This window comes from Pirellulales bacterium (assembly GCA_033762255.1).
Classification (GTDB): domain Bacteria; phylum Planctomycetota; class Planctomycetia; order Pirellulales; family JALHPA01; genus JANRLT01.
On sequence record JANRLT010000027.1, the window covers coordinates 17,303 to 44,128 of the forward strand.

Below are 26,826 nucleotides of genomic sequence, written 5' to 3' on the forward strand. Positions count from 1 at the left end.
CCAGCGGGCAGATCGTCGTCTTTTTCCTAAAAAATCGTAATTAGGACGCTCTTGTGGAAAAAAAGGGGCATCACGCTTTGCGGCGTCGAACCGTCTGATGCAGTTGGGCGTCATCCTCCGCGTAGGCCTCGACGATGGCCTGGACCAGTTTATGTCGCACAATGTCAGTCTTTTCCAGGCGTATTTCCGCCACGCCCGGCAACCCCCGCAAGCGACCCAGGGCGTCGATCAAGCCCGAGGGCGTATGCGGCGGCAAGTCAATCTGTGTGGTGTCGCCGGAAACCACAATTTTGGAGTTATTTCCCATCCGAGTTAAAAACATTTTCATCTGCGAGATCGTGGTGTTTTGCGCTTCGTCCAGAATAATAAACGCGTCATTGAGCGTGCGCCCCCGCATGTAGGCCAGGGGGACCATTTCGATCACATCTTGTTCGCTTAACCGCTTGACCAGGTCATAATCCAAAAGTTCTCGCAGGGCGTCCAATAGCGGCCGCAAATAAGGATTAATCTTGGCCTGCAAATCCCCGGGCAGATAGCCCAACGACTCCCCCGCCTCGACTGCGGGGCGGACCAGGACAATCTTGCGGACTTGTTCGCGGCGAAACGCGGAAACCGCCGTCGCCACTGCCAGATAGGTCTTGCCCGATCCCGCCGGACCGACGCAAAACACCAAATCATGCTCCTGAATCGCCTGCACATACGCCGCCTGGCCGGGCGTGCGGGGACGCACCTGCCGACTGGCCGATAACCCCTGGATCGGGGCGTGATCATGCTCGTTGGTCTTGCCCGTGACCGCGGATAACGCCGCCGCCACTTCGTGCGAATCCAGTTGCCCCCGCCGCTCCGCCAGACTTTTTAGCTGCTCTAGCACCGCCGTCGCCTGGGCGACCGCCGCGGCCTCTCCCTCAATATGAATTCGATCCTCGCGGGCGGTAATGGTTACGCCCAGGGCTTTGCGGATGTTACGCAAATACTGATCCCGCGGCCCAAAGAGCGTGAGCAGGATTTTAGAATCGAGAACGGAGATGGATTGGGTGTTCATGCAAAGCGGGGCGCATGGGCCCAACGCCAAAGTGGCAAAGCAGAAATGCACTTTAGAGTATAGCAGATTCGTTGGCGGGGAAGTTAAATTGGCGAAAAATATTTCTGTAAAATCATAGCAGATAATGGTTTAAGTTGATTTTACGGGATGAATTCCAAGTCCCGCGCGGCAGGAGGGATTACGAGAGAGGAGACGCGAATGCCGGGATGAGGAAGGCGGGGCGAGGGAGCGGGAGACGAGAAGCAGTATTGTTCGAAAATGCTTACTACAAAGATAACGCACCTCCGGAGCAATACCGCAGGGCAAATCAGCCGTGGCACACTCGCAGTCTCGATGTAGCATCTCTCTACTGCCTTCTGCATTCAAACTTCTGCATTTCCCCATCACCCCGTATCCAGCAATTTCAAATCCGGGGCGATGCTAGCCACAAAGTCCCCCATGTGCTTTTGCACAGCGCTGGTGGTCTTTAACCGAAGGGCGTGCAGCAGCGACTCGCGGGCTTGTTCGATCGTTACCTTGGCCGCCAGTTCCTTAATTGTGGGAATAAACGCCGGACTCATGGAAAAACTGCGCAGCCCCATGCCGAGTAACAATAGAAACGCCCGCGGCGCGCCGGCCATTTCCCCGCAGAGCGTCACGGGTTTATTGGCCTGGTTGCAGACGGCAATGATTCCCTGCAGGACCCGTAGCACGGCGGGACTGAGGGGCTGGCACAGGTGGCTGACGCGGGGGTTGTCCCTGTCGGCGGCCATCAGGTATTGCACCAGATCGTTGGAACCAATCGACACAAAGTCGACCACCTCGAGTAAATTATCGATACAGACCGCCGCCGCCGGCACTTCGATCATGATCCCCAGGGGGACGGGTTCGTACGGTTTTCCCTCGTCATGCAGTTTACGCTGGGCCTTGAGCAATAAACTGCGGACCTTGCGTACTTCCTCCAGCGTGGTAATCATGGGAAACATGATCTGCACGCGGACCCCTTTGCCCGCTGCCGCCCGCAGGATCGCCCGCAACTGCGCTGCAAAAAACTCGGGATGTTCAAACGACAGCCGAATCGACCGCCAGCCCATGAACGGGTTGGCTTCTTTTTTGCTGCCCAGATACGGCGTGGTTTTATCACCCCCCAGGTCCAAGGTGCGGATGGTGACCCGCCGCTGGGGACTGGCGGCGATCACTTTTTTATAAGTCGCGTATTGTTCCTCTTCGTCGGGCACATCATGGTGGGACAAAAACAGATACTCGGTCCGGTACAGCCCCACGCCCGAGGCCCCCATAGCGGTGGCGGCGGCGGCATCGGCGGGATTGTTGATATTTGCCAGCAAATCCAGCAGGACGCCGTCGGCGGTGATCGCCACGGCGTCCCGGTTTTCGGCTAGGTGGTCTTTTAAGTGAAAAAACTCCCGCTCCAGCTTGCGGTATGCTTTTTCTGTCTCGGGATCGGGATTGATCAGAATGTCCCCCTCCCGCCCATCAATCACCAGCGTGTCGCCGTTTTTTACTTGTTTGAGGATATTGCGCACCCCGGCCACGGCGGGAATCCCCCGGCTGCGGGCCAAAATGGCGGCGTGGCTGGTCTGGCCCCCGCTTTGCGTGACAATTCCCGCCACTTCGCGGTTACCCAGCGTCACCACGTGGCTGGGGAGCAGTTCATCCGCAACAATAATCAATGGCCCATGCTCGGCATGTTCGACCGGGCGCAGCACTTCGCTGAGGTAGCTACTCAGGCGGATGATGACATCCCGCACATCGTCCAGCCGCTGCCGCAGGTAGTCATCTTTGGTCTTGGTAAAGAGCAAGGAGTAATCCGCTAGCACCCGTTCGAGCGCGGCCGCGCTGGTCAGCCGCTGTTCGACGATATAATGGCGGATTTTGGCCGTAAAGGCGGGATCCCGCAGAATCGATTGGTGCGTCTGAAAGATCGCCGCTTCTTGCTGGCCCACCTGCGCGGCGACCTTTTGTCGCATGGCCTGCAAGTCGTTCGCGGTCGATTTACGGGCGTTTTCGTAGCGCTGCAGTTCGGGCAGAACCTCGTTGGGTTCCAATTTGCGTGTTTCGGGATTAACAAAGATTTCGTGAATACAGTAGGCCGCACCCACGACGACGCCCGGCGATACGCTAATCCCTTTCATGTAGATTGATGGTAGCAGGCGGGAAATAGGGGGGCAAGCGGCAATATTTTTTTGCCAAGAATTCTAGCAGTCGAGCGATAAATCATGCAGGGACGCGATTTTATGTAAAGCGGGAAGGTACTCGCACGCCACCGCCAAAACTGCCGCTGTGAAAATTGCGCGAACTTGGTATCTTGCCTAAATTCGCAAGAGAAAATTCCCCGGCGAAAGTTGTGACGATTGTGACACTTACGGCAACAGATCGGTTGTCGCGCGGGCTGGTGGCAACAGACATTCCTTGCGCGAGCGCACGCATGGTGGCGACCACGGATGGGGCGGCACAGCCAGATTGGACGACGCAGACTGATGAGCAGTTGGCGGCCCTGGCCGCGCGCGAGGAATCCGCTGGGCCGGCGTTCAATGAATTGTTGCGCCGCTTTCAACCCCGCGTCTGGAGCACCTGTTATCGCCTGATGTCGCATAGCGAGGACGCCGCGGACGCCGCGCAAGAAGTCTGCCTGCGGCTGTTTTTGCAGCGGCAACGGTTTGCCGGGCGTTCACGGTACTCCACCTGGGTCTACGGGGTGGCGGTGCGGACGTGCCTATTTTTGCGGCGGGGACGGGGCCGTCGTCGCAAGCGCGAGACGATTGCCGATAGCGAGGCGGTTTGGTCCGGCGCGACTGAGCGGGAAGGGGCGGCAGCCGGAACGCGACTGGATTTAGAACAAATGCTGGCCATCCTGGACGAGGAGGACCGCGCGATTTTGGTCATGAAATACGCCGAGGGGCACAGTCATGAAGAACTGGCGGAGATCTTTGAACTTTCCGAAAGCGCGACCAAGATGCGCATCAGCCGCGCGCGGGAAAAGCTAAAGCAGCGGTTTGGCGTCGATATGGAGTAAATGTGTGGCACGGGCTTTAGCCCGAAGAAATGTGGCACGGATTGGCACTTAACTGTGCCATGAACATGAAATTCCCAGTGGGCCAAAGGCATTTTATCCCCTGTGGGCCAATGGCCCAACCTATCCCAGCCTAGGGCAAGCGCAGCGTCGCCCTAGGTTAATGGGAAAAAAGAACGGAAGGGCCAACGGCCCGATTCATATACTTGTGTACTAATAAAAAGTAAAACCCTTGGGTTACGGGCTGAAGCCCGTACCACATTATCCACCATGAGCGCAGCGGACGAACAACCACCGAATCAGCCACAAATATTACTCTGGCCGGAAATTCCCGACCCACCCCCCCAGCGCGAATTTGGCCAGCGACTGCGGCAGCGGCTCAATCGGGCGTTGGTGACGGAACAAATGATCGACGGCGTGTTGTGCGGCCTGGGGGGAGCGGTGTGGGAGCTTACCACGGCCCTGGCGGCGGGAGCGCTATTGCCTCAATGGCCCGCGCCCAGCCGGCCGCCTGCGAAAAATCAGCAATCAACGATTTGACCGCTCTTCCCTTTCTCTTCAATCGTGTTTGTCATGGATGCCATCACCCTCCTCTTCGCCCAAAAATCCGACACGCTACTCACCCCCCTGCAGGACGCCCTACAAAAAACAATGGGCCAACTGGCCGATTACATCCCCAATGTTACGCGGTTTGTAATCGTGCTGGCCCTGGGGAGCTTGATCTCTTGGGCGTTATCCCGCCTCGCCCGATTTGTGGGGGAAAAACTAGAACTGCAAACCGTCATGGAACGGAGCGGCCTGGCGGAATCGATGCGCGAAGTCGGTATCAAACAGACCATCCCGCAAATTTTGGGACTGGTTGTGTTTTGGGTCTTCTTTGTCTTAACCTGTCTGGTGGCGTTCAATCACATTTTGCCGCAGTTTGACGTCACCATCCAAAAGATTCTGGACTATATCCCGCGACTATTATTCGCGGTGCTGCTATTGGTCCTGGGGTTGCTGCTGGCCAAGTTCATGCACGGCCTCATCGCCACCAGCGCCGACCGACTGGGCCTGAATTACGCCGACACCCTGGCCAATGTCTGCTACTTTGCCCTGGTTATCGTGCTGCTTAACTCCGTCATCACCCAATTGGGGATCGAGATCAAACTACTGGAAAATTTGATTTTGATCGCCTTTACCGGTTTGATGCTGGGCCTAGGCCTGGCCGTGGGCCTGGGGGGAAAAGATGTCATCGGGGGGATCCTCGCCGGATATTATGTGCGCCAGCGGTTGCAATCCGGCGACCGCGTGACCGTGGGAGACATCCAAGGAATCGTGCGTGAAGTTGGCCCCGTCAGCACGATCCTGGACGTTGGCCAAGGGGCCGCGCAACAACAGCGCATTATCCCCAACACCAAAATGCTGCACGAGGCGGTACGGTGAGTAGCTCCCCTCCGCCGGAGGGGAGTGGGGGAGCAGGGGTGGTAAGGAGTTAGCTCCAGCGGAGCGCAATCTTTGTAGTTGGCGACAACAACCCATTCTTAATTTTTAATTATACATTCCTTCACGTTTAGTCGCGACGCGCAGCGGAGCGCGGCGGGGGCGGGGTTCACCCGGCGAAATACTTTGATTCACGGCGTTATCCTGGTATATTCAGGAGATGCCCTAACCCTAGTTTTCTCCAGCTACACAGGTCCCACCACATGACGTACATTTCCCGCTTGGCCCGTCGCGATCTCCTCAAATCCACCGCGGTCGCGGTACTCTTTAGTGGAGGGATTTCAGCATTGCCAATCCGTGTCCAGGCGGAGGAAGCGAAAAAGTCGCACCTGAAACTCGCGCTCAAATACAGCATGATCGGCGGCGACGCCCCTATTGACGAAAAAATCGCCCTGATCAAGCGGATAGGCTATGACGGGGTGGAAATCGACAGCCCCAGCAACCTCAACCTGGATGATCTAAACGCCGCGTGCAAAAAACATGGGATTGCCGTGCATGGGACGATCGATTCGATCCATTGGGATAAAACGCTGTCCCATCCAGACGAAACCGTCCGTGCCCAGGGGTTAAAAGGGTTGCTCACCGCGATCGAGGATTGCCACAAGGTCGGCGGGACGACGGCGCTCTTGGTTCCCGGCGTGGTGAATAAAGATGTCACGTATGAACAATGCTACGAACGCTCGCAGGCGGAGATCAAAAAGGCGATTCCCCTGGCGGACAAGCTGGGCGTCAAAATCGCCATTGAGGTCGTCTGGAATAATTTCATCACCAAGCCGGAGCAGCTTGTCCAATATGTGGACGACTTTGGCACGGACACCGTCGGCGCGTACTTTGATTGCAGCAATATGCTCAAGTATGGCGTCCCCGCCGCGGAATGGATTCGCAAGCTGGACAAGCGGATGCTCAAGTTTGATTTCAAGGGATACAACGCCGACACGCAAAAATGGGTCGAGATCGGCCAAGGGACCGAGGATTGGCCCGAGGTGCTCAAGGCCCTGGACGAGATCGGCTACACCGGCTGGGCGACATCCGAAGTCGGCGGCGGCGACGAGGCCCACCTGACCAAGGTCTATCAGCAAATGCAAAAAGTGCTGACGAAGTAAGTAGCAGCCACCGCAAAAGTAGCAGGCACCGTCCCGCTGCCGATAAAGTTGTAGGCATCGTCCCGATGCCGATAAAGTAGTAGGCATCGTCCCGATGCCGTGAATTCGTTTAACCGCGACGCGCAACGGAGCGCGTTGCGGGGATGCTAGGGTGCGAAGGCATTAGCTCCAGCGGAGCACAATCTTTGTAGCTGGCTATTTCGCAAAAATGATAGCAATTAGCCAGTGGTTGAACGCAGCGTTAACACCAGAAGGCGATTCAACGAAAAACCAGTTCGGCGAGTAAAACTCGCCGCTACGGGAGGAAAAACGCGAGTAAAACTCGCCGCTACGAACAGTTCGGCGACGGAGTCGCCTCCTACAATTTCTCGTCTACCGCTAATTGCCACTCATGACACCTGCGCCCCGCCTCCGCCGATACCAGCGGCGGCTTTGTGCGCGTTGCAAAATTCACGCAATCAAATACTTCAGCCATCATGGGCTAGTTGATTTCCCAACTCAGCTTTAGACTAGTGCTATCCTTTGTCAATCAGGAACGCCCATGAACGCCTGGTCCACCGCCCCGCTTACCGGCACGTTGCACATGTTTGTGGCGTGGGATTGGGGGGAAGAAGTCCAGTTGGATGCCGCACGGCGATTGCTCCCGGCCGAGCCGCAAACCCTTCCCCGCCGCCCCCGCACGCCACCCAGCGTCGCCTACAGCCCCCCTCCCCTATTGTTCCCCTTAACCCCCCTGCGGCTGGATTTGCCGGTGTTGGGCCAGGTTGCCGCAGTGGCCAAACTAGCGGTGTTTGATTTTGGCGGGGCCAGTTTATCCCTGGAAATTCCGCTGACGGCCACGCCTCCGCAACTGCTCGAGATCGCCCGCGCGCTGGCGGATTCGCGCGGGTTGGTCGCGACGGCCCGGACAGCCGTAGAGCCCACCTTTCAGACCCTGCAACCGGCAATCGAACATCCAAACTGGTCCCCGTTGGCTGAGGAATATTTGGTCTTTGAAATCCAGCCCGCCAGTTGCCCGCTGTCGGTCGAGGAACTGCTGCGCGACCAGTCGCAGTGGCTGGCGCAACTGACCCGGCTGGAAAGTGCCACACTGTGCGCCGCCGAAGTGGGACTGATCACGCAATCGCGGCTCTGTTATACACCGGGGGATTTGTTTCTGCCCGAATGGCCCGCCGCGCTGCTGCTCGACACCGACTGCGAGGAGACCCTGCAAACGATCGAGTTCGCCAATTTACAACTGCTGGAATACCGCTCCTTGGATCAACTGCTGGATGCGCGCCTGGCCGAGGCGTATCGCTCGATCCATCCCTTGACGCGCTGGCGTTGGCCGTTTTTACGCACGCACGACCAGCCGCTGCGCGTGTTGGGCGAGCTGCGGGTCACGGCGCACACCCTGTTCGAGCGGACGGGAAACGCGTTTAAGCTAATGGGAGATCAATATCTAGCGCGGGTCTATCGGCTACTGGCCGAGCGGTTTCACCTGGGGGAATGGAGCCACAGCATTCAACAGAGCCTGGACACCGTGGAAAGCGCGTACCAGGTGGTTTCCGACCAGGCGGCGGTGTACCGAATCGAGCTATTGGAGATCATCGTGATCGTGCTGATTTTTATCGAGATCGTGCTGACGCTCGTGGGACACTGAGGGGGAAAATAATACGTAGGGCGGAACGTGTTCCGCCGTTCGCGGTCGGACTGCATTTTTTGGAGGGAAATGACACGGTGTGAATTTGTCGGATCACGATCCGACCTACAGTACTTGACTCGGTCGGTCCGCGACTCAACCACGCACCGCCGCTTCAATTGCGGCGATGTCGATTTTCGTCTGTTTCATCATCTCCGCCATCGCCTTGGCCGACACATTTTTGTCGGCGTTCATCGTCAATTCCGAAAGCCGTCGCGGGTAAATCTGCCATGACACGCCGTAGCGGTCCTTGAGCCAGCCGCAGGCGCTGACCTCTCCCCCATTGGTGGTCAAGGCCCCCCACAGCCGATCGGTCTCGGCCTGGTCGACCGTCGCGACCGAAATAGAGACCGCTTCGGTCAATGTGAACATCGGCCCGGCATCGAGGATCTGATAGGGGACCCCGCCCAGCGAAAAGTCGATGACCGAGAAAGTGCCATACCCGTTATCACCGACAAAAACCGTCTCGACGCGGCTTTCCGGGATCAAAGAGCAGTAGAATTCCGCGGCCTCGCGCCCCCGCCCATCGCGGAACCACAAGCAGGTGCGAATCGTGCTGGCCATTGTAATAATCCTTTTGGAAATATGTGGGTTGATAGGTTTTCAGGCTTCTACGTTTTGGGGCTCGGCGAACGACAAAGCTCGCCTGCTGCGGCGGCTGGAGAGCCGTGGAACCTCGAAAAACCGTAATGCCCCCACGGTCAGGTGCAGCGCCTAGTTCGGCGTGCCTTCGGTGTCGGTCGCCCCGATTGTCAGAACGGGGACTTGTCCACTTTCTTAAACTTGCCGCTCACGTCCCCGGACAACTCAATGTCATCCGGATTCAGGGACATCACTGGGGAGCCGGCGTCGAGCTTGAACTTGGTCAGGTCGGCCCACATCACGTTCGGGCTGGTGGTGAGTTCGAAGAAGTAGCGGCCCTTGGTCACGTTGATGGCCGTCCGGTACTCGGTGTTGTACACGCCGAACCCGCCGTACGGAGCCCCGAACGGGACGGACACGTTCCGGATCACCGACAGCACGTTGGCGATCGCCTCCCGCTCGTTCTTCGGCTCAGGGAGGACCGCACCGAAGTACGATGCCCGTTGGAAGCGGTGGACCGACCGCACGTTCCCCGGCAAGGGGGTGTCGCTGCTCGGCTTGGAGAAGTCCTGCTCCTTCAGCAGCCGGAGTTGTTCGCCGTACGCTGGCTCGTTGGTCATCACCCGGTAATCCTTGCTGTGGTGAATCTCGACCTTCCCCTTCACGTACTCGATGATGGCTGAATCGCCGGACGCGTCCTCGATAGCCCAGTGGACGGTGGCTTTCTCGCCGCGAGCCTTGCACATCACCGGCTGGATGTCCTTGAGCAGTTGGAGGGCCTCCTTCACGTCGGCCGCGTTGTCGAGCATGTACTGGAGCAGAATCACCGCGTTCACGCCGGGCTTGTTGACGTCTCGCTCACCGAAGTCGGCGGGAGTGAAGTGGAGCATGTGGCCGGCCAACCCCTTCTCGTTCACCCCATCGGCCGCCCCGAGATTCCAGATGGAGGTAACCATACTGCTGTACTTGGACGTCCACTTGACCGCGTTCTCCTTCACGACGACCTCATCGCCCAACTTGCCGCCGTCTCGCATCACCCCGCGGGGGAACACCCAAAGGGTCGGCTCGGTTGTACCCGGCCAGTCCATGGTGCGGGCGGCGAACACCCCGAGCTTGATATTGTTCGACAGATATCGCGAACACGGGTAGGCCGGGGTCGCCACCAGCGCGGCACCCAGAACGAATAGGCAGATGATCGCGTAACGAGGCATTGCACCGCTCCTATCAGTAATGTGTGCCGCCGAACATTGTATGATCCAAGCTTTTCACTGGGGTATTTGTCATATCTAGTGTAGTGTCTCTTAATTAAGGGAACCACAAATCATCACCGAAAACTAATTTTTCTTAGTATTGGACCGGGATTTTCAAATTTCTAAAAAGTTGCCATCAGTGTGAGACTCTACACTAGGACAGCTATACAGCGATTTTCACGTATAGTACAGTCTTAATATACGCCTGTCAATCAGTGCATATTCCTTATGACACAGTAGTGAAATCCATTCTGGAAAGTTCGCCAACACGTCATATCCAGTAATATGCTTTCTAGCTAAACAATTCACGGCTAGTACTTTTTTTTGAAGACAGCCAACAGTTTTAGGCTATTGGTCCGGATGACGCAACCGCGTTGCGGCAGGAATTTTGGCTTGCCATATTCCCAGGGTAACCGCTGCGCGGCAACCCAGGGCTGAGTTTCTTAACCGCGATGCGGTAGATTCCCTCTTCCAGAGCTCTCCCGCTGGATGATTGATTCAAATGGGACGCACGATCAGGAAAAGGGAGGGGGCGAATTCAGAAGCAGGAATGTCGAAAGCAAAATTTCACCGCGAAGCGGTTTCGTATCGTAGCCGTGGGCCCAAGCCCACGGTTCGGGTAAGCAAATTATCATCTCGCCGCGTCGCGGCGACGTCGTGTCTGGTTGGCGTTTATTTGTAGGTAGAAGAAAGTGCATCCGTCGCCGCCATGAATGTAGCAGGCACCGTCTCCGGTGCCGTGTCATTCCGTCGCCGATGCGCGGCTAAAGGAGAGGTAGGACAGTTTTGCATCCCCCGGATAGTCGCTGCGCGGTAACCCGGGGCTAAGGGCTGTAACTGCTTCGCGGTAGAAAGGCATTTAACCAAAATCCAAATTCCAGTAACCAAAATCTAACAGGCCCCGCGCTCCGCTGCGCGTCGCGGCTAAACAAATACTAGATCGGCGAGTAAAACTTGCCACTACGAATACGGCGACGAAACGTCACCGCTACGGACAGTTCGGCGACGGAGTCGCCTCCTACAATTCATTCTCACCCCATATCCCGCGTCCCACACCTCGCGTCCCACAAGCCTCCCGCCGGCCTAATACCGCGGCACAGACGGATCGACTTGCAGCGACCAGTCCTCAATTCCGCCAGCCAGATTTTGCGCTTGCGCGTATCCCTGTTCCCGCAGCCATTTGGTCGCCCGCATACTCCGTCCGCCGTGGTGGCAATGGACAATGATCGGCCGGTGGCGGTGCGGCTCCAGCTCCGCGACCCGGTTGGGCAATTCCCCCAACGGGATCAAGATCGATCCGGCGATGCTGGCCGTGGCGTACTCGTCCGGCTCGCGCACATCCAAAATCACCAAATCCTGCCCCCCCTGCCGCATCTGGCGCAAGGTATGCACGTCAATTTCTAGCGGTAAATCGGACATGGTTCTCGACTGGAAAAGAGGTTCCGGGGGGGAGAGTCTGACTACACTAGGGGGCAAAACGATCTCGCGCTCAACTTAACATATTATCCCTTCCGGGGCAAAGCACGGCCACCCCCGCTTGCCCGTAAAAAACCCACAAAAAATCGCTGTCAGTCCCCTGGCAAATGGGATACAATAAGGCCACGGGGCAATTTTTATCCTGGAGATTGAACGGGTTGTTTGCTCCGCGCCCCTCCGCGGAATTGGCGGCAGCCTGCATGCCGCCAATCTATCAGCAAACAGGGTCAGTTCCCGCGCGGCGTATCACTTTTTTTTGCAAGAGTCAATTTTATGAAGCGATCAATTTGGGTTGTGGGGCATTCCGGACCGCGGGTAAGCTTGGGCCTGGCTGTGGCCGTGTCGCTCACGTTTGTTTTCACCTCCGCAGCTTTGCGGGCAGCGGAAGATTCCCCTCCCGCGGCGCAAGCCCAGCAGGAAAAGCCCGCCAGCGAAGATCCCGCCGCCAAAGGCGGATTTGATCCCTTTAATGTTCCCAACGTCATGGGGGAGGAACTGCGCGGCTACTTTGAAAAGCTGAGCGCCTGGCAACCGGCGTTTGACCCCGCCGCCCGCCGCGATAAAGAATTACAAATGAAACTGCGGGACGAATATCTTCGCTCGCGCAAAAATCTGGTGGCAGTCGCGGATAAACTGTTGGCCGAAAAGCCCGAGGAAGCTGTGCGCATCCAGGTCACCCAGGCCAAATGGATGTCGCTGCGGCTGCTCAGTAACTTTGAAGACTCGTACACCGCCCCTTATGAAAAGCTGACCCAGGAATTAATGACCGATTCCAATCCCGAGTTAGCCCAAATGGCGCAGCGGATGCACTTGATGAATCGGATTTCCGGTTTGGTCGAGGAAACATCCAAGGAATCACCCCAGCAAGTTTACGCCGACGTGATGAAGCTGGCCAACGCCAGCAAAGAAGTCAATCCAGAAACACTGGGCCTGCTGGACAACACCGCATATATCATGGAAATGATCGGCCAATATCCCCTGGCCACGGAAATTCATAACTGGGTGATCAAGGCGGCCCAACAACAACCCAGCCCGCAATTAGAACAAGCCAAGGGACAATCGGAAAAAGCGCTCAAACGCATTGGCCTGATCGGTCAACCGCTGGACCTCAAGGGACACTTGCTGGACGGGAGCGAGATTGATCTAAGCAACTACAAAGGCAAAGTCGTGTTGGTCGATTTTTGGGCCACGTGGTGCGGCCCGTGCATTGCGGAGTTGCCCAATGTCCAGGAAAACTACAAAAAGTACCATGACGAGGGGTTTGAGGTGATCGGGATCAGCCTGGACGAAACGGTGGAACCATTGGTCGAATTTATCAAGGAAAAGAACCTCCCCTGGTCGCAAATTTTTAGCAAGGACGAGTCCACCCGCGGCTTTAGCGATCCCCGTGTGGATCAATTTGGCGTGAACGGCATCCCGGCCACGTTCCTCGTGGGCAAGGATGGCAAGATCGTCCATGTCAACGTGCGCGGTCATCGCCTGGGCAAATTGCTCGAGGAAATGCTGGGCCCGCAAAAGTAACAAAGCCGACGATGGCATTATCGGTGGAGAGCAGGGGGGACAAAACTGGTTTTGCCCCCTATCGTCCAACAACCCGGGGATTGGCGATTACGCGAGAGCGGCACATTACTAGCGATGCTGTTGGCATCGCGATCAAATGCGGCATGCGTAAAAAGTGATTCCCGGCATTACTTCTTTAATGCGCTCTCTAGGCCGCGCGGCGCAATTGAGATTCGGTAGAACCAGCCGTCGTGGGTTGACCCGCATTGCCGCGTGACGGACCGATGGGCCTTCCCGCCGAGGATTCGCCCAGTGTCGCCGGATCGATCCGCATGTGGACCGCGCGGTTTGCCCTCAGCAGAGCCGCGCAGGCCAAACGTGTGTCACGTAGTTTTTCACGATGGAGGCGGCCCGCCTGATATTGGGCGGAGGCGCGCATTCTTCCGGCTAGTTGCAGCCAGGCGGCAGGCCGCCAACATTGGCCCGCCCATTCCAACAGACAGTCCAGGGGATGCCGCGCGAGCGCGTCCAACCAGCTTTCGAACAGGCAATTGCGCTGGTAAAGCTGTTCGGCGCGATAGCCGCGGGTGTAACCTGGATTCGAGGCGGCGGCAAGATCGCGATCAAATTGCGCGGCATCGGCCAGGACGACGGAATTTGGCTCGTGGATGTGATCATAACCCACCGCCGCGAGCATCAGGCCTAGATCCACGCTGGCCCAGGCGGGACCAACTTTGTCGCAAAATTTGGCCCCCAGCAGTTCGAGCGCCATGGTGCGGTAAAAACCCGCTTGCAATAGCGGCCCGGCGCTGGCGGGGGCCATTCCAGGGGTTTTGCCGATGGCGGTAGGATCATCGCCGGTGTTGGCAAATCCGCTGGATGTGTTCAGGATGACAGGCCCCCGCCGCGGGTCATAACCCCACCCGCTGGCCAAGAGGCGTTGTGGTTGAGCTTGGCTGACAAGCTGCGGGGCGATGGTCGCCACGCGGGGATCTTGAAAATGGGCCAGTGGCAAATCCGCCCAGCCCGCGGTGACCTGGATACCGGCGGTGCCAATAAACAGGTACGGGGATTGGACTTGTTCCAGGGCAAAGTTGAGGCAGTCCAGCACATTTCCGCGGGGGGGCGCTTGTAAAAAAGTCACTTCCCCGGCGAGTTGGTACGGGTCGTCATAAGGGCGATTAAAGACCGCCAAAATTTCGCAGTCCGGGGGGCGGTGCTCCAGGAACGAGACCAACGTCGGCTCCATCGCGTCCGTTGGCCCTGGCACGGGCAATATGCACGTTAATCTCGGCACGGTGAACCTTCCTTGGTTAACCGCCAAAGGCGTCGCGCCCTGGTGTCAAAAAACTACGGTTGGCGGGAATGCCGCTGGGAAATCTGGCCAGCAACCGCGATTTTTTCGCGGTGGGTGCCGCCTGTTCCCGCTGGTCAGGTCAAAGACCGCTGGGTTGCTGGCGGCCAACAAGCAAAAGATGATCCACGATTGTTAATTTCGGCAAGGAACGGATCGCAAATTCAGCTTCAAACAAAAAAAACAACAATCCGGCCTGTTCCGCCGGGAACCTGCCCGTGAATCCCCATGTCCCTTGAATCTGACCAAATCGTCGTCGCTAAAATTAGCAAATCAGGGGAATTTTTCGATATTGATTGCCATCGGTGTAAAGATGTGGAATGGGTGTGGGGGCTTGCGAGAGCCGGGATTTCGCAGTAATTTTAGAGATTGAGCAAATTTTGCCGCAATCAGCCCCAGCGTGGGCAAATAGCCAAAAAACGGAATGAAGGGGAGTTTTGCTGCCTGGGAAAATGGCGACGTAGCTCAGTCGGTTAGAGCAACGGCTTCATAAGCCGTGTGTCGGCGGTTCGAATCCGCCCGTCGCTAGTTGAACTTATCCAGAAGGCGCGCCCCATGCCAAAACCGCGGTCAAACCCAAGCTAGCACCCATTAAACCGATGCTAAAATCATCGGGCATAGCTTTTCAGGGATCTATTTTCAGGAAAAAAATCTTAGCCACAAAATCCAGTAGACTCATGGCAATTAACTGGAGTTTAATTTCAGTCCTCATTATGGGTAGATGGATTGAGTGTTCGTGGATGGGGCACATCCCTATGCGTCGGTCGTGTCCGATACCCGACACGCGCTCAAAATGCTGCGTCACCGGAGGAGTGGTTTTGTGGTATGATTTTGCCAATTACGGCGACTCCAACGATGAGACGCGGGCGATCGCCGATGAACAAGAGACGTAGTCTTTATGGCCAATTGGCAACACACAACTAGTGATTCATCAAGCAGCCCCAGAATCTCTCTGGAAATTGAGTATAAAGACTAGCCAGGCAAAATGAGAAAAAGGTACCGGCATTCCGCTCGCGAAAGGAATTGTTAAATATCGATTAGAAAATTCACAAAAAAATGAAATAGCGCTGCCTCCTAACATGAATCTAACAATTGGTCTTTATACTGTTATGTTCTCTTAACGGATACTCAGAGCAGAGCGGTATTATGAAGTCACCTTACGCGCGGCAGCGCGGATTTACTCTAGTGGAATTACTGGTCGTCATCGGAATCATTGGGATTCTGGTGGCGCTCTTGCTACCCGCCATCCAAATGGCGCGCGAGGCCGCCCGCCGTACGCAGTGCAAAAACAATCTGCGGCAAATCGCGCTGGGCCTGAACAACTATCTTTCCACGCGCAAAAAGTTTCCCCCCGGGCAAAAGATTTTTCACGAAACATTAGAAGATCGCAATCTGCGTTTCGCCTGGTCCACCTTTATGCTGGGATATATAGAGGAAGACACCGTTTATAAAAAATTGGACCTCAAGAAAGGGATCACCCATCCGGCCAATCTAGAACTAGGTCGGCAAAAGGTAAACGTCTATCTGTGCCCCAGCACCAATATTATTGATCGGACACGGGAAGCGGATGGTTTTCTTAAGCGGGACTTGGATGTTCCGCAGGATGGCAATGACGACCCCAACCAGGGAGGGGGCCTGGCCTGTATTGATTATGGTGGCGTCGGCGGTCCGACCAGCCAGGACGCCAAGGACCTCAAGGGTCAATCTTATGGCGAAAATCGCGGTATTTTGTGCAATATTGACATCAAAAAGAATCCCAAATCCGCCATCGAGGTCGCCCCACGCATGATTACGGACGGCATGACCAAAACCATGTGCCTGGCCGAATGCACCGGCCGCGGACTGGGTGATCCCGGACGCAAGGTTACCACCAATCTGCGCCTGGATGGCGCCTGGGCTAGCGGCGATAACACCTTTCGCGTGGGAGAGACCCCAGTGAATACGGCCCATGGCAATAGTTACTTGGCGGGGGGCAATCAATGGACGAACGAGGATATCGTGTCGGATCATGTCAGCGGGGCGCACATCGCCATGTGCGACGCGTCAGTCCATTATCTCAATGCCGAGACCGCGCTGAATGTCATTTGGTATTTGGCCTCGCGCAATGGGGACGAGACGATCCCCAGCGGCTGGGAATAATCCGCTTGACGGAATTGCCGGTGGGGAGCCTCTCTTTTTTTGATTGTGATTCCGGTCAAAACCTGTCTCATGCGCAGGGCATCCCGACAAAAAAATTGTCGAAAATAACATCCTTGCGCTAACCGCAGGGGAGATACCGGCGACCAAAGGTTGTTCATGGATATCGTAACAGCGGCTTAATGCAATTCTAACAAATCTCTAACACCCGATTAAAAATTATTCGCGCGGCAATGATTATATTAGGTGTTTAATCAAGTTTTTTCGTGCGCGGGGCGGTTTTCGTTTTCTATTAAAATTCACCGTTCTTTTTGGTTTCTACTTCTTTTTGTGTCGAGCATCCATGTCAAAAATTCACGCGCGGCGGTTGTTGGCGGGCAGTATCGGGTTGTCTTTTGGTTTGGCGGCGGTTGGGTCCGCTTATGGGCTGGACACGATTTCTTATAGTGGCGGAATTTACACCCAAAATTTTAACACCCTGCCTAAGGTTATCTCTGAGACCAACCCGGCGGTGATGTATGACATTGACCCCACGCTGGGGGGCGGGCCAATCCCCAGCTTGAACGGTGTAAGCGATGACATGCTGGGAACGGGGACTTTTGAATTAACAAATGTAAGCTTGGTTGACCCCAGCCAGTTGCTCCGCGGCTGGCAATTGTACTTGGCCAATGGAGATGGCGGGTTTAATCCTGGAGGTGGACCCAATATGCGCTGGAAGGTCAATAATGGATCTGTCAGCGGGGGAACGGCGACGAGCTTTGGTTCTAACGGTAGCTCGGAACGGGCCTTTGGCACCCTGGGCAGTAGCACCGTGGGGTCGGGGATTGGCGCGGTATTTACAAATACTTCTGACATCACACTCACCCAAGCCACGATCACCTTTACGATGGAACAGTGGCGGGAAGGGGACGTGGGCGCGGACACGGTGACCTTTGCCTATGACGAGGGGTTGGCCAGCGACAATATTAACACCACGCTCAGCAATAATTTTGCCGCGCTGAATTTAACTAGCATCAGCCCGACACCGGGCATCAACATGAATCTGGATGGCAATCTGCCGGTGAATCAGGCGGTGCGCACCGCGACGCTGGTGGGGCTAAATTGGATACCGGGGACGAATTTGATCCTCCGCTGGACTGACACGAACAGCGCCGGACAGGATGATGGCTTTGGAATTGATAATTTTAGCTTTAGCGCGGTCGGTGGTGGAGCAACCGTTACCTGGACCGGAGCGGCTAACACCAACTGGAACACCACGGACATCAATTGGCTCAACACCTCGAGCGCGCCGAGCGCCTTTGCCGCAAATAACGCGGTAGTCTTTGGCAATACCGGCATCGGCACGGTAAATGTCGATCCGGCGGGCGTCACACCCAGCTTTACCACGGTGGCCAACGACAGCGGGACCTATACGTTTACCGGCGGGTCGATTGGCGGCCCGGGAACACTGATCAAATCGGGCGCGGGAACGCTGATTATTAATAATAGCAACACGTTCCAAGGAGGGATCAATATTACCGGCGGCGTGGTGCAAATTAGCAGCGACGCGGCCCTGGGAAATAGCGTGGGCGGGGTACAACTGAACGGCGGCGAATTGCGGCTGGGAGCCAACGTCACGACGGCTCGCGTCACCACGGTTTCGGCCATTGGGGGGACGCTAAACACGAACGGCTTTAACCTGGCCAGTTCCGGCTTTTTGTCGATTGACGGTCCGTTGGTCAAGCAAGGGACCGGCGACCTCGTGCTGTCGGGGGTGGTCTCTTCCACCGAGACGTTCTCTTTGTTGGGGGGTAATCTGTTCTTGAATCAACTGGCGGGGACGCAAAATTTTATCGCGCCCAACGCCCCCAACCAGTACGTGGGAAACATCACCATCACCAATCCCGCGCGGCTGAACTTTGGCGGCGGCGAAGTGAGCGGCGGTGGCGAAATTCGCACGCTGACTCCGGGATCGTCCGTGGTGGGGCATAACCGGACCGGCCAGAATAATAACACGGTCATTAACAACAATATTCGCCTTAATTTCAATAACGTGGCCGGGCCGTTCTTTACTTATCTGGGTGCCAGCGGCGCGAACACACTGACCATCAATGGCAATATCTCGGGCAATGCCGATGTCAACATTCAGGTCGATGTGGACGCCTTTGGTCCGGGGACCGTGACCTTTGCCGGGAACAACTCATTTACGGGCGACGTCTACATCAACAACGATTTTAATGGTGTCTTTCGGATTAATTCGGCCACGGCGTACCCCGCCTCCGCCAAGTTGTTTTATGGCCTCCCGGCCGGCACCCGCAAGGCCGGGGGTATTGACCTGAACGGCTTTACCGTCACGGTCGATGGCCTGCACCAAAACACGTCAAGCACGGACGTGCTGGGAATCAATAACACCAACGGATCGGGGCACTTGATCATCAACCAGCCCGGCGGGGGCAACGACAGCTTTAATGGTTTTATCGGGATCCCGACCATTACCACCGGCTTTATCTTTGGTATCCCGAATGATGACATCACGCTGACATTGGCCTCTACCAACACCGGCACGCTGAAAATAGGGGGCGTGGACAAAACCTACACCGGCGCCACCACCATCAACGGCGGCGCGCTGTTGGCCAACGCCATTTTTAATTCCACAGCTTTCGTGGTAAATAATGGCGGCACCCTGGGGGGAACGGGGACCATCGTCAACTCCGCCACGATCAACGCCGGCGGCACGCTGGCTCCGGGGGAGGGACTAGGAACTTTGACCGTGGGTAGCTTGAGTTTAGATCAGGCAAACCTCTCCTTTGACCTGGATGCCCCCGGGACGAACGACCTGGTAAATATCGGGGGGTTGCTAACCGCCACCGGGACCAATACGTTCACTTTTACCAATAGCGGTGGGTTGGCCACGGGGACTTACACGCTGCTGGATTACAGCAGCTTTACCGGCTCCCTGGCTAACTTTGGTCTCGCTTCGTCCGTGTTGGGGGCTTTTCAATTGTCCCTAGCCAATGACACCACCAACGGCGCCATCGTCCTCAATGTCACCCCCGACACCAACCAATGGATCGGCGCCACCGGAGCTAATTGGACCGCGCCCGGCAGTTGGTCCAGCGGCAATGTCCCCAACAGCGCTTCCGCCGAAGCCCGCTTTTTAGGAATGGGCGGCAGTCCCGCAAACTTAGACGCCAGTCAGACGGTAAATAAACTAACCTTTAACACCAACTCCAGCTACACCCTCAGCGGACCAGTGGCAAATGTCCTTAGTCTGGCCGGGACCAACCCCACGATCAACGTCACGGGGAATGGCACCCAAACGCTGGCCACCAGTCTGAACCTGGGCGCTGGCACCGTGCTAAATGTCAATAGCGGTCAACTGACGCTGGCCCTCCCCGCGGGCGCCACTAGCTCCATAGGGACCAACGTCACCGCCAATGTGGCCGCCGGGGCCAGCCTAAATCTGAGTGGCGCGCTGAGCGCCTTGGGGAGTACTTCTGGCAACAAAGCCGCCATCCTAACCAACGCCGCCACCAGCCAACTACAGGTCGCCAGCGGCGCCCACGTCGTCGGCCACATCAGCGGCCCGGGCCCCGGTGCGGGGACCGCCATCGGCCAGATCACCGTCGCCAGCCAGGCTAGCCTGACGGCCAACGGCCTACGACAGAACAAACTGACCCTAGCCGCGGGGACCGCTAGCGCCTTTACCCGCGTCAACGCGGCGACCGTGGATGGGGGGGCAAATGGCCTGGTCGTCCTAAATAACACCGTGGAAAATGGCGGGACCGGCTCGCTGGGACTCTCCCTAGCGAACGAATCCTACCTCGACCTGAACGACAACGACCTGGTGGTTTACTACAACTCTGAGGAAAACCCCCTCTCGACCATCACCCAATACCTGGACAACTATTACAGCTTTGGCTCGGCTCCGGGTAATAACCTTCCCATGATCGGCAGCACCGTGGTGGATAACTCGGGCGGTTCGCGCGTCATCGTGGCGGTGGACAACGCCAATAGCCAGTTCGGCGATATGGGAAATCCATTTTACGACCTGACCCTGGGTAATAGCACGCTGGGGACCGGCTTTAACCAGGTAATCATTCGCTTTACTTATCCCGGGGATTACAACCTGGATGGCCAAGTCGATGGCGCGGACTATACCGTGGTTGACTCCAACCTGGGGGCGGTGACACCGGGCTTGTCCGGCGGCTGGACCCTGGGGGACGGCGACTTTGACGGCCTGATCACACCCGCCGACTACCTGCCCATCGACAGCAACTTTGGCAGTGGCGTGGGGAACCCCCTGGGCGGTAACCCCGCCATTAGCGCCATTCCCGAACCCAGTGTCTGGGTGCTGGGGGGTCTGGCGGCTGTCGCGTGGGGCGCATTTGGATGGCGTCGCCGGAGCTAGCCGACGTCGCCGCAAAGGTTTAGCCACGAAGGGGTGTCTGGGCTTTGAAGGGGTGTCTGGATTTTCAAGGGATGGCGGGGGTCGAGCCTCGGCAAGCCCCCAGTGATTAGGATTTAGAAGTACGAATGCAGAAAAGCCACAACCCAGGTCGCAGCGCGGCCTGGGTTGTGTTGTATTTTAGATAATACCGCGTGGGGTTAAAACAGAACGTTGCCCATGGCAATCCACGGTATTCAGTCCCTACCGCATTATCAGCGTTCACATGAAATTCTACCGCCGATTGAGCATGTTTAGTTAGCACCAGCATTGTTCGTAAACTTGGGGACTACCAGCAACAGTACTATTGTTTCAAACGGATGAATCGGGCCGTTGGCCCTTCCCTAAATTCCTTCCCATAAACCTAGGACGACGCTGCGCTTGCCCTAGGCTGGGATAGGTTGGGCCTTTGGCCCATAAATAGCCTTTGGCTGCAAGGGCCAAGAAAACGCAAAATTCTCGCACGATGCGAATTGGCAGTTTAGTTGTACGAGTGCACTCAATACCCCAAACCGCTTGCCAGGAAGTAAAGCAACCGGATAAATTGAAAGGAACTTTTACACACCCTTTGCCTACTACCTAGCCCATGAGCGACCCTTACTTTCAAAAACTGTTTGCCGAACGGATTGGCGGGTCCAATTACGGCAAAGGGACCGAAATCTACAAATTTGAAAAGATCAAACGGGCCAAGCGGCAGGCCCTGGCTGATTTTCCCGATCGCAAGCTGATCGACTTTGGGATTGGCGAAAATGATGAAATGGCGCCGGAGAGCGTGCGCCGCGTCATGCATGTCGAACTGGACAAACTGGAAAACCGGGGTTATGCCGACAATGGAATCCTGGAATACAAAGCGGCCGCCGCGCGGTTCATGCGGCGGCAATTTGGCGTGGAGCTAGACCCCGCGACAGAGATCAACCACTGCATCGGCAGCAAGCCCGCCTACGCCATGCTTCCCGCCGCGTTTATCAATCCCGGCGATATCACGCTGCTCACCGTCCCCGGTTATCCCGTGGCGGGGACGCACACGCGGTATTATGGCGGCACGGTCTATCGGCTGCCGCTGCTGGCGCAACATGACTTTTTTCCCGATCTGGACGCCATTCCCGCCGAAGTCTGCCAACGGGCCAAATTGCTGGTGATCTGCTATCCGAACAGTCCCACGGGCAAGACCGCGACGGTCGATTTCTACAAGCGGGTGGTGGAATTTGCCCGCCGGCACGAGATTGTCGTGGTGCAGGACGCGGCGCATATTTTGTTATCGTATGATTCCCCTCCGCTCAGCTTTCTGAGCGTCCCCGGCGCGCGCGATGTCGGCGTCGAGGTGCACAGCATGTCCAAGGGGTACCACATGATCGGCTGGCGGCTAGGGTTTGTGGCGGGACATCCGCTGTTGGTTCGGGCCTTTGCCGATATCAAGGATAACAGCGACTCCGGCCAGTTCATGGCCATCCAAAAAGCCGGCGCGGCCGCCTTGGATGATGCATCCATCCCTGCGCAAGTCAGGGCCAAATATCAACGTCGCCTGCAAAAACTGGTTGCCATGCTGTCGCGCTGCGGTTTTAGCTGCCAAATGCCCGGCGGCACGTACTTTCTGTACACGCCCGCGCCGCGGGGTCTGGCCAATGGCACGGTCTTTGAAAATGCCGAAGCCGCCAGCCAGTACCTAATCACCCGACATTCCATTGTCACTGTCCCCTGGGACGACGCGGGGGCGTATCTGCGATTTAGCGTTACCTACGAGGCCCCCACCGAAGCCGCCGAGGATGAACTGATGGCCCTGACCGAGGCGCAGTTGCGGCAAATCCAACCAACATTTTGATCGCTGGCAATATCACGGAACTGCTTTATCCGCGTTGGCCGCCTTCCCGGGGGATCGCGGCTTTTCGCGTTTTTTTCAGGTGCAATGGAATGTTTTTACGCTTTAAATTCAAAAGCATCCCCTGGTTGTCCTGCGCGCTGGTGGTCGCTAGCATACTGGGGGGCGGGTGCGGAGAATCCTCCTCTCCCCCGGCGCCGACAGTCTCCCTGGCGGACAAACTCGCCCGCGCGCTGAAAATCTCAGACCCAAAAGCACGGGCTGACAACCTCTTGCGCCTGGTTAATGAACTATTGGCGGCGGCCGACCAGCCCGCCGCCGACCGGGCATTGACCGCCATTAAGGAAATCATCCCCAAAGTGGATGATCCCGTCGAGCAGGCCCGACTTTGGGCGGACCTGGCCGAACGACAAGCCCGCGCCAGCCAAAAAGGAGCAGCGCGGGAATCGCTGCTGTTGGCCAAAAGTGGACAAGAAAAGCTTGCCGCAAACCCTTTTGGCCGGGTCCGGGTGCTGACCCGCATGGCGTACGCCCACGCGGCGTTGGGGGCGCAAAACACCGTGGCGGACACATTAGCCACCGCCGAGGGATTGGCCAAGGGACTGACAGATCCCGAGGAACTGACGCGGGCCTGGTTGGAACTGGCCCGCGCGCGGCATTTTTTAGATCAACATGGCCCGCGGGACGAGGCCTACACGGCGGCGCGGACAGCGGCCATGTCCGCCCCGGAGGCGCGACTCAAATGCGAATTGCTATTGGACATTGCCGACGCTCAACTCAAAGTCAAGCAAATCGAGCCAGCCCAACAATTACTAGGGGAGGCTCGGCGACTGGCGGGGGAGATTGTCGAACCGTTATCGCGGGGCTATGTGTTGCTGAAACTAGCGGAAAAATACAGTTTGGCGGGTCTGGCGGATGACAGTGTGCAACTTTTTGCCCAGGTCGAGGGATTGATCAAACAGATTCCCGAACGGGATTTGCAAAAAGAACTGAGTGACAAGCTAGCGGAAACCAAGAAAAAATACGGGGGAAAATAGGAGGGGGGAAGTGTGAAGGATGAATGCAGAAGGCAGAATAATGAATGCAGAATTAATACCAGAAGGGTATAGCTGCGCTGCACGCTGTCACTATACGGCTAATATTCCTCTAAACTCCATTCCTCCAGCCTCCCTAACCCTCAATCCAGCCCCCGCCCAGCACTTGATCCCCCTCATAAATCACCGCCGCTTGTCCGGGGGCGACTCCGTGGACCGGCTGCAAAAACGAAACTTCAAAACGGCGGGGCACGCCACTTGATTCGTCATGATCCGTGGGTGTGACAATTGCCGGTTGGGCCGAGCTGTTGTAGCGAATCTGTACCGCGGCGGAAAAAGCCCGTCGGGGGGGATCCGCCAGCCAGTTAGCCCCATTTGCGGTTAATGTTGTCCGGGCCAAATCCTCTCGCCGACCCAGGACCACTTGGCGCGAATCCGCGTCAATCCGCACGACATAGTACGGTTCCCCCAGGGCCACGCCCAATCCCTTTCGTTGGCCGATGGTGTACCCCTCGATGCCGTCATGGCGGCCCAGGACGCGTCCCTCGACACTGACGATCTCTCCGCTAGTATCCAGGCTGTCGCCAGCCAAGGCGCGGCGACGGCGGACAAATTCCGCTTGCTTTCCAGCGCTGACAAAACAGATTTCCTGGCTATCTTTTTTGTCGGCGACGCGCAGGCCCAGTTCCGCGGCCAGGGCGCGGATGTGTGGCTTGCGAAAATTCCCCAGGGGCAACAGCATTTTGGATAGCAACGGCCGCTCCACGCCAAACAGGACGTAGGATTGATCCTTGTCATCGTCCAATCCCCGCAGCAACCGGGGATAGCTGCCGGTAGCGTCAGCCCCTTCCAGTCGGGCGTAATGCCCCGTCGCCACATACTGGGCATCGACGCTGGCGGCGTAGTCAAACAACCGGCCAAATTTGATCCAATTATTGCACATCACGCAGGGATTGGGCGTGCGGGCAGCGCTGTACTCTTCCACAAAATAATCAATGATGCGGTCAAACGCGTCCGTAAAATCCAGCGCATAAAAAGGAATACCCAGTTGCGTCGCCACGCGGCGGGCGTCGGCGGCGTCGCTGGCGGTGCAACAGCCTTGCTTATGGTCGGATCGGACTGAGACAATGGGCAAGGTCGCCAGCCCGGATGTTTTATCCCACGACTCCGACGGGGATTTTGACGAGGTCCCCTGGCCCGGTGCCGCACACGCCATTTCCAGCGTCTGCCCATGGCGCATGAAAATACCGATCACCTCGTGCCCCTCTTGGCACAGGAGATGGGCGGCGACGCTGCTATCCACGCCGCCGGACATGGCTAAAACCACGCGGGCCATAATCAACGCACACCGGCAAAAAAACCGCTGGGAACTAACATATAATAGAGATCAAACCGATCCCCGCTGGTTCATTATAACAGGCCGTGCCCTATTTTGCCGACAGGCCCCGCTATCGCCACGTTCACGGGCTTCTATAATAATTGATGGGGAACGGGTTTTTGGGGGATGGCTTCGTCATGATTTGCGGTGGGCAGTAATTTAACGGGAAAGTTCGTGCTGTGATGGAATTTCTCTGGTTTATGTTGATCGGATTGGCGGCGGGTTGGTTGGCCGGACAGATCATGAAAGGGGGCGGCTACGGACTCTTGGGCGATTTGCTCTTGGGCGTGGTGGGGGCGATTTTGGGTGGATGGCTGTTTGGATTGCTGGGTTTAACTGCCACGGGTCTGATTGGCAAATTGGTGGTGGCCACCGTGGGAGCAGTAACGCTGATTGCCCTGCTACGCATGTTACGCAACCGGCGCGCGCTGTAAATCGCGCGATCAATAAGCTCGCCCGCTCTTGTTTTTAGATGACGGCTTTACATTTTCAAGCAAACCACTTTTTGGGCCATCCTTTCGTCAAGCTATTACCCTTACGAATGTACCGCCCCCCTTGTCATGACACCCACCCGCCAGACTCAATCATTTTTGCGCCGCCGATTTGCCGAAGTGGGACTCGAACCGGTCAAAAAACATGGGCAGAATTTTCTGATTGACCTGAATTTGATGGAGCTGCTGGCCAAAAGCGCGGACCTGCAACCGACGGACGTCGTGCTGGAGGTGGGGACCGGGACAGGCGCTCTCACGGGAATCATGGCCCAGCAGGCGGCGCACGTGATCAGCGTGGAAATTGATCCCCGGTTGCATCAATTAGCCAGCGAGGAATTGATCGACCAGCCCAATGTGACTTTGCTTTGCCAGGATGCCCTGCAAGACAAGAACCACTTGGCTCCTAATATTTTGGAATTGGTCCAAAGCGAATTAACCGCGGGGCCTGACCGCCAATTCAAGGTCGCGGCCAACTTGCCGTACTGTGTGGCGACGCCGATCATATCCAACCTGCTGTTGGATCCGCCGCTGCCCGTCTCATTGACCGTGACCATTCAATTAGAGCTTGCGCAGCGAATAACCGCCGTCCCCCAAACGAAGGATTATTCCGCGCTGTCGATTTGGGTGCAGTGTCAGGCGAATGCTGAAATTTTGCGTGTGCTGCCCCCCAGCGCGTTTTGGCCGCGCCCCCAGGTGGAGTCCGCCATCCTGAAAATCACGCCCGATCCCGCGTTACGCCGTCAAATCCCCGATCTTCGCGGTTTTCACGAATTCATCCGCGCGCTGTTTTTGTATCGTCGCAAGCATTTGCGGGGGGTTCTGATTCATGCCCTCAAAAAGCAACTACCCAAATCAGATGTTGACACCCTGTTGGCGGGATTATCATTTGCTGAAAATGCCCGCGTCGAAGAGTTGTCAGTTCCAGAGTTGTTGATGCTGCATGGGGCGGTAACAGTTTTTCTGCGCCGGTAGCCGGCAAACTGGCCGTTATTCGCCAAACTACCTAAAATAATTCATTCTCAAAAAAAATCCCCGCCATACCCCGTCGCCTGACGATTTAGTAAA

At 56.7% G+C, this 26,826-nt stretch carries 20 protein-coding genes and 1 tRNA gene; 14 read left to right on the forward strand and 7 right to left on the reverse strand.

Annotation, left to right across the window (positions count from 1 at the left end):
- Positions 1-70: 70 nt before the first annotated feature.
- Together SFX18_07945 and ptsP are read right to left on the reverse strand one after the other, a co-directional pair.
- A complete protein-coding gene (locus SFX18_07945; GenBank protein ID MDX1963070.1) occupies positions 71-1,042 on the reverse strand; it encodes a PhoH family protein in 972 nt (323 codons plus the stop codon).
- 383 nt (positions 1,043-1,425) lie between these two features.
- Positions 1,426-3,174, reverse strand: a complete 1,749-nt coding sequence (gene ptsP, locus SFX18_07950) for a phosphoenolpyruvate--protein phosphotransferase (GenBank protein MDX1963071.1) — start codon at positions 3,172-3,174, stop codon at positions 1,426-1,428.
- A 293-nt stretch (positions 3,175-3,467) separates the two neighbouring features.
- On the opposite strand from ptsP, the gene SFX18_07955 reads away from it, so the two are divergent.
- The 5 genes from SFX18_07955 (at position 3,468) to SFX18_07975 (ending at position 8,279) form a co-directional block, all read left to right on the forward strand.
- Entirely contained in the window at positions 3,468-4,055 is a 588-nt protein-coding gene (locus tag SFX18_07955; protein ID MDX1963072.1) for an RNA polymerase sigma factor, read from the forward strand.
- Between the two features lie 267 nt (positions 4,056-4,322).
- Positions 4,323-4,592: a hypothetical protein gene (locus tag SFX18_07960; GenBank protein MDX1963073.1), complete on the forward strand. Its 270-nt coding sequence runs from the start codon at positions 4,323-4,325 to the stop codon at positions 4,590-4,592.
- A gap of 33 nt (positions 4,593-4,625) precedes the next feature.
- A complete protein-coding gene (locus SFX18_07965; GenBank protein ID MDX1963074.1) occupies positions 4,626-5,477 on the forward strand; it encodes a mechanosensitive ion channel in 852 nt (283 codons plus the stop codon).
- Between the two features lie 260 nt (positions 5,478-5,737).
- On the forward strand, positions 5,738-6,637 hold the full coding sequence (locus SFX18_07970) for a sugar phosphate isomerase/epimerase family protein (protein ID MDX1963075.1): 900 nt from the start codon (positions 5,738-5,740) through the stop codon (positions 6,635-6,637).
- Between the two features lie 541 nt (positions 6,638-7,178).
- Positions 7,179-8,279: a hypothetical protein gene (locus tag SFX18_07975; GenBank protein MDX1963076.1), complete on the forward strand. Its 1,101-nt coding sequence runs from the start codon at positions 7,179-7,181 to the stop codon at positions 8,277-8,279.
- A 135-nt stretch (positions 8,280-8,414) separates the two neighbouring features.
- On the opposite strand, the gene SFX18_07980 is transcribed toward SFX18_07975, so the two are convergent.
- The 3 genes from SFX18_07980 to SFX18_07990 form a co-directional block, all read right to left on the reverse strand.
- A complete protein-coding gene (locus SFX18_07980) occupies positions 8,415-8,882 on the reverse strand; it encodes a VOC family protein (protein MDX1963077.1) in 468 nt (155 codons plus the stop codon).
- Between the two features lie 188 nt (positions 8,883-9,070).
- Positions 9,071-10,111 carry a linear amide C-N hydrolase gene (locus SFX18_07985; protein ID MDX1963078.1) on the reverse strand — a complete coding sequence of 347 codons (1,041 nt, stop codon included), beginning with the start codon at positions 10,109-10,111 and terminating at the stop codon, positions 9,071-9,073.
- Between the two features lie 1,122 nt (positions 10,112-11,233).
- Positions 11,234-11,569 (reverse strand): rhodanese-like domain-containing protein, encoded by a 336-nt coding sequence (locus SFX18_07990; protein ID MDX1963079.1) that lies wholly within the window; start codon positions 11,567-11,569, stop codon positions 11,234-11,236.
- Positions 11,570-11,899: 330 nt separating this feature from the next.
- Here SFX18_07990 and SFX18_07995 point away from each other — a divergent pair, with 330 nt between their 5' ends.
- Positions 11,900-13,147 (forward strand): TlpA disulfide reductase family protein, encoded by a 1,248-nt coding sequence (locus tag SFX18_07995; GenBank protein ID MDX1963080.1) that lies wholly within the window; start codon positions 11,900-11,902, stop codon positions 13,145-13,147.
- A gap of 187 nt (positions 13,148-13,334) precedes the next feature.
- Here SFX18_07995 and SFX18_08000 read toward each other — a convergent pair whose 3' ends face one another.
- A complete protein-coding gene (locus tag SFX18_08000) occupies positions 13,335-14,423 on the reverse strand; it encodes a hypothetical protein (GenBank protein ID MDX1963081.1) in 1,089 nt (362 codons plus the stop codon).
- 511 nt (positions 14,424-14,934) lie between these two features.
- On the opposite strand from SFX18_08000, the gene SFX18_08005 reads away from it, so the two are divergent.
- From SFX18_08005 to SFX18_08030, 6 genes are all read left to right on the forward strand, one after another.
- Positions 14,935-15,008: transfer RNA gene (locus SFX18_08005), tRNA-Met, on the forward strand.
- Between the two features lie 227 nt (positions 15,009-15,235).
- Complete coding sequence (locus SFX18_08010) at positions 15,236-15,373, forward strand: hypothetical protein (GenBank protein ID MDX1963082.1); 138 nt, start codon at positions 15,236-15,238, stop codon at positions 15,371-15,373.
- A 253-nt stretch (positions 15,374-15,626) separates the two neighbouring features.
- The gene (locus SFX18_08015) at positions 15,627-16,619 is read left to right on the forward strand and encodes a DUF1559 domain-containing protein (protein ID MDX1963083.1); all 993 of its coding nucleotides are present in this window, start codon (positions 15,627-15,629) and stop codon (positions 16,617-16,619) included.
- 340 nt (positions 16,620-16,959) lie between these two features.
- Positions 16,960-21,006 (forward strand): autotransporter-associated beta strand repeat-containing protein, encoded by a 4,047-nt coding sequence (locus SFX18_08020; protein ID MDX1963084.1) that lies wholly within the window; start codon positions 16,960-16,962, stop codon positions 21,004-21,006.
- 622 nt (positions 21,007-21,628) lie between these two features.
- Complete coding sequence (locus SFX18_08025; GenBank protein ID MDX1963085.1) at positions 21,629-22,861, forward strand: LL-diaminopimelate aminotransferase; 1,233 nt, start codon at positions 21,629-21,631, stop codon at positions 22,859-22,861.
- Between the two features lie 89 nt (positions 22,862-22,950).
- Positions 22,951-23,895 (forward strand): hypothetical protein, encoded by a 945-nt coding sequence (locus tag SFX18_08030; GenBank protein ID MDX1963086.1) that lies wholly within the window; start codon positions 22,951-22,953, stop codon positions 23,893-23,895.
- A 133-nt stretch (positions 23,896-24,028) separates the two neighbouring features.
- Here the strand turns inward: SFX18_08030 and mnmA are convergent, their stop codons facing one another.
- Positions 24,029-25,228: a tRNA 2-thiouridine(34) synthase MnmA gene (gene mnmA / locus SFX18_08035; protein ID MDX1963087.1), complete on the reverse strand. Its 1,200-nt coding sequence runs from the start codon at positions 25,226-25,228 to the stop codon at positions 24,029-24,031.
- 224 nt (positions 25,229-25,452) lie between these two features.
- On the opposite strand from mnmA, the gene SFX18_08040 reads away from it, so the two are divergent.
- Together SFX18_08040 and rsmA are read left to right on the forward strand one after the other, a co-directional pair.
- Positions 25,453-25,704 (forward strand): GlsB/YeaQ/YmgE family stress response membrane protein, encoded by a 252-nt coding sequence (locus SFX18_08040; protein ID MDX1963088.1) that lies wholly within the window; start codon positions 25,453-25,455, stop codon positions 25,702-25,704.
- A 126-nt stretch (positions 25,705-25,830) separates the two neighbouring features.
- On the forward strand, positions 25,831-26,733 hold the full coding sequence (gene rsmA / locus SFX18_08045) for a 16S rRNA (adenine(1518)-N(6)/adenine(1519)-N(6))-dimethyltransferase RsmA (GenBank protein MDX1963089.1): 903 nt from the start codon (positions 25,831-25,833) through the stop codon (positions 26,731-26,733).
- Positions 26,734-26,826: the final 93 nt, after the last annotated feature.

Excerpts from the sequence above, each read along its gene's own strand:
- SFX18_07945 (MDX1963070.1), bottom strand. The coding sequence starts at position 1,042 with ATGAACACCCAATCCATCTCCGTTCTCGATTCTAAAATCCTGCTCACG.
- ptsP (MDX1963071.1), bottom strand. The coding sequence starts at position 3,174 with ATGAAAGGGATTAGCGTATCGCCGGGCGTCGTCGTGGGTGCGGCCTAC.
- SFX18_07955 (MDX1963072.1), top strand. The coding sequence starts at position 3,468 with ATGGTGGCGACCACGGATGGGGCGGCACAGCCAGATTGGACGACGCAG.
- SFX18_07960 (MDX1963073.1), top strand. The coding sequence starts at position 4,323 with ATGAGCGCAGCGGACGAACAACCACCGAATCAGCCACAAATATTACTC.
- SFX18_07965 (MDX1963074.1), top strand. The coding sequence starts at position 4,626 with ATGGATGCCATCACCCTCCTCTTCGCCCAAAAATCCGACACGCTACTC.
- SFX18_07970 (MDX1963075.1), top strand. The coding sequence starts at position 5,738 with ATGACGTACATTTCCCGCTTGGCCCGTCGCGATCTCCTCAAATCCACC.
- SFX18_07975 (MDX1963076.1), top strand. The coding sequence starts at position 7,179 with ATGAACGCCTGGTCCACCGCCCCGCTTACCGGCACGTTGCACATGTTT.
- SFX18_07980 (MDX1963077.1), bottom strand. The coding sequence starts at position 8,882 with ATGGCCAGCACGATTCGCACCTGCTTGTGGTTCCGCGATGGGCGGGGG.
- SFX18_07985 (MDX1963078.1), bottom strand. The coding sequence starts at position 10,111 with ATGCCTCGTTACGCGATCATCTGCCTATTCGTTCTGGGTGCCGCGCTG.
- SFX18_07990 (MDX1963079.1), bottom strand. The coding sequence starts at position 11,569 with ATGTCCGATTTACCGCTAGAAATTGACGTGCATACCTTGCGCCAGATG.
- SFX18_07995 (MDX1963080.1), top strand. The coding sequence starts at position 11,900 with ATGAAGCGATCAATTTGGGTTGTGGGGCATTCCGGACCGCGGGTAAGC.
- SFX18_08010 (MDX1963082.1), top strand. The coding sequence starts at position 15,236 with ATGCGTCGGTCGTGTCCGATACCCGACACGCGCTCAAAATGCTGCGTC.
- SFX18_08015 (MDX1963083.1), top strand. The coding sequence starts at position 15,627 with ATGAAGTCACCTTACGCGCGGCAGCGCGGATTTACTCTAGTGGAATTA.
- SFX18_08020 (MDX1963084.1), top strand. The coding sequence starts at position 16,960 with ATGTCAAAAATTCACGCGCGGCGGTTGTTGGCGGGCAGTATCGGGTTG.
- SFX18_08025 (MDX1963085.1), top strand. The coding sequence starts at position 21,629 with ATGAGCGACCCTTACTTTCAAAAACTGTTTGCCGAACGGATTGGCGGG.
- SFX18_08030 (MDX1963086.1), top strand. The coding sequence starts at position 22,951 with ATGTTTTTACGCTTTAAATTCAAAAGCATCCCCTGGTTGTCCTGCGCG.
- mnmA (MDX1963087.1), bottom strand. The coding sequence starts at position 25,228 with ATGGCCCGCGTGGTTTTAGCCATGTCCGGCGGCGTGGATAGCAGCGTC.
- SFX18_08040 (MDX1963088.1), top strand. The coding sequence starts at position 25,453 with ATGGAATTTCTCTGGTTTATGTTGATCGGATTGGCGGCGGGTTGGTTG.
- rsmA (MDX1963089.1), top strand. The coding sequence starts at position 25,831 with ATGACACCCACCCGCCAGACTCAATCATTTTTGCGCCGCCGATTTGCC.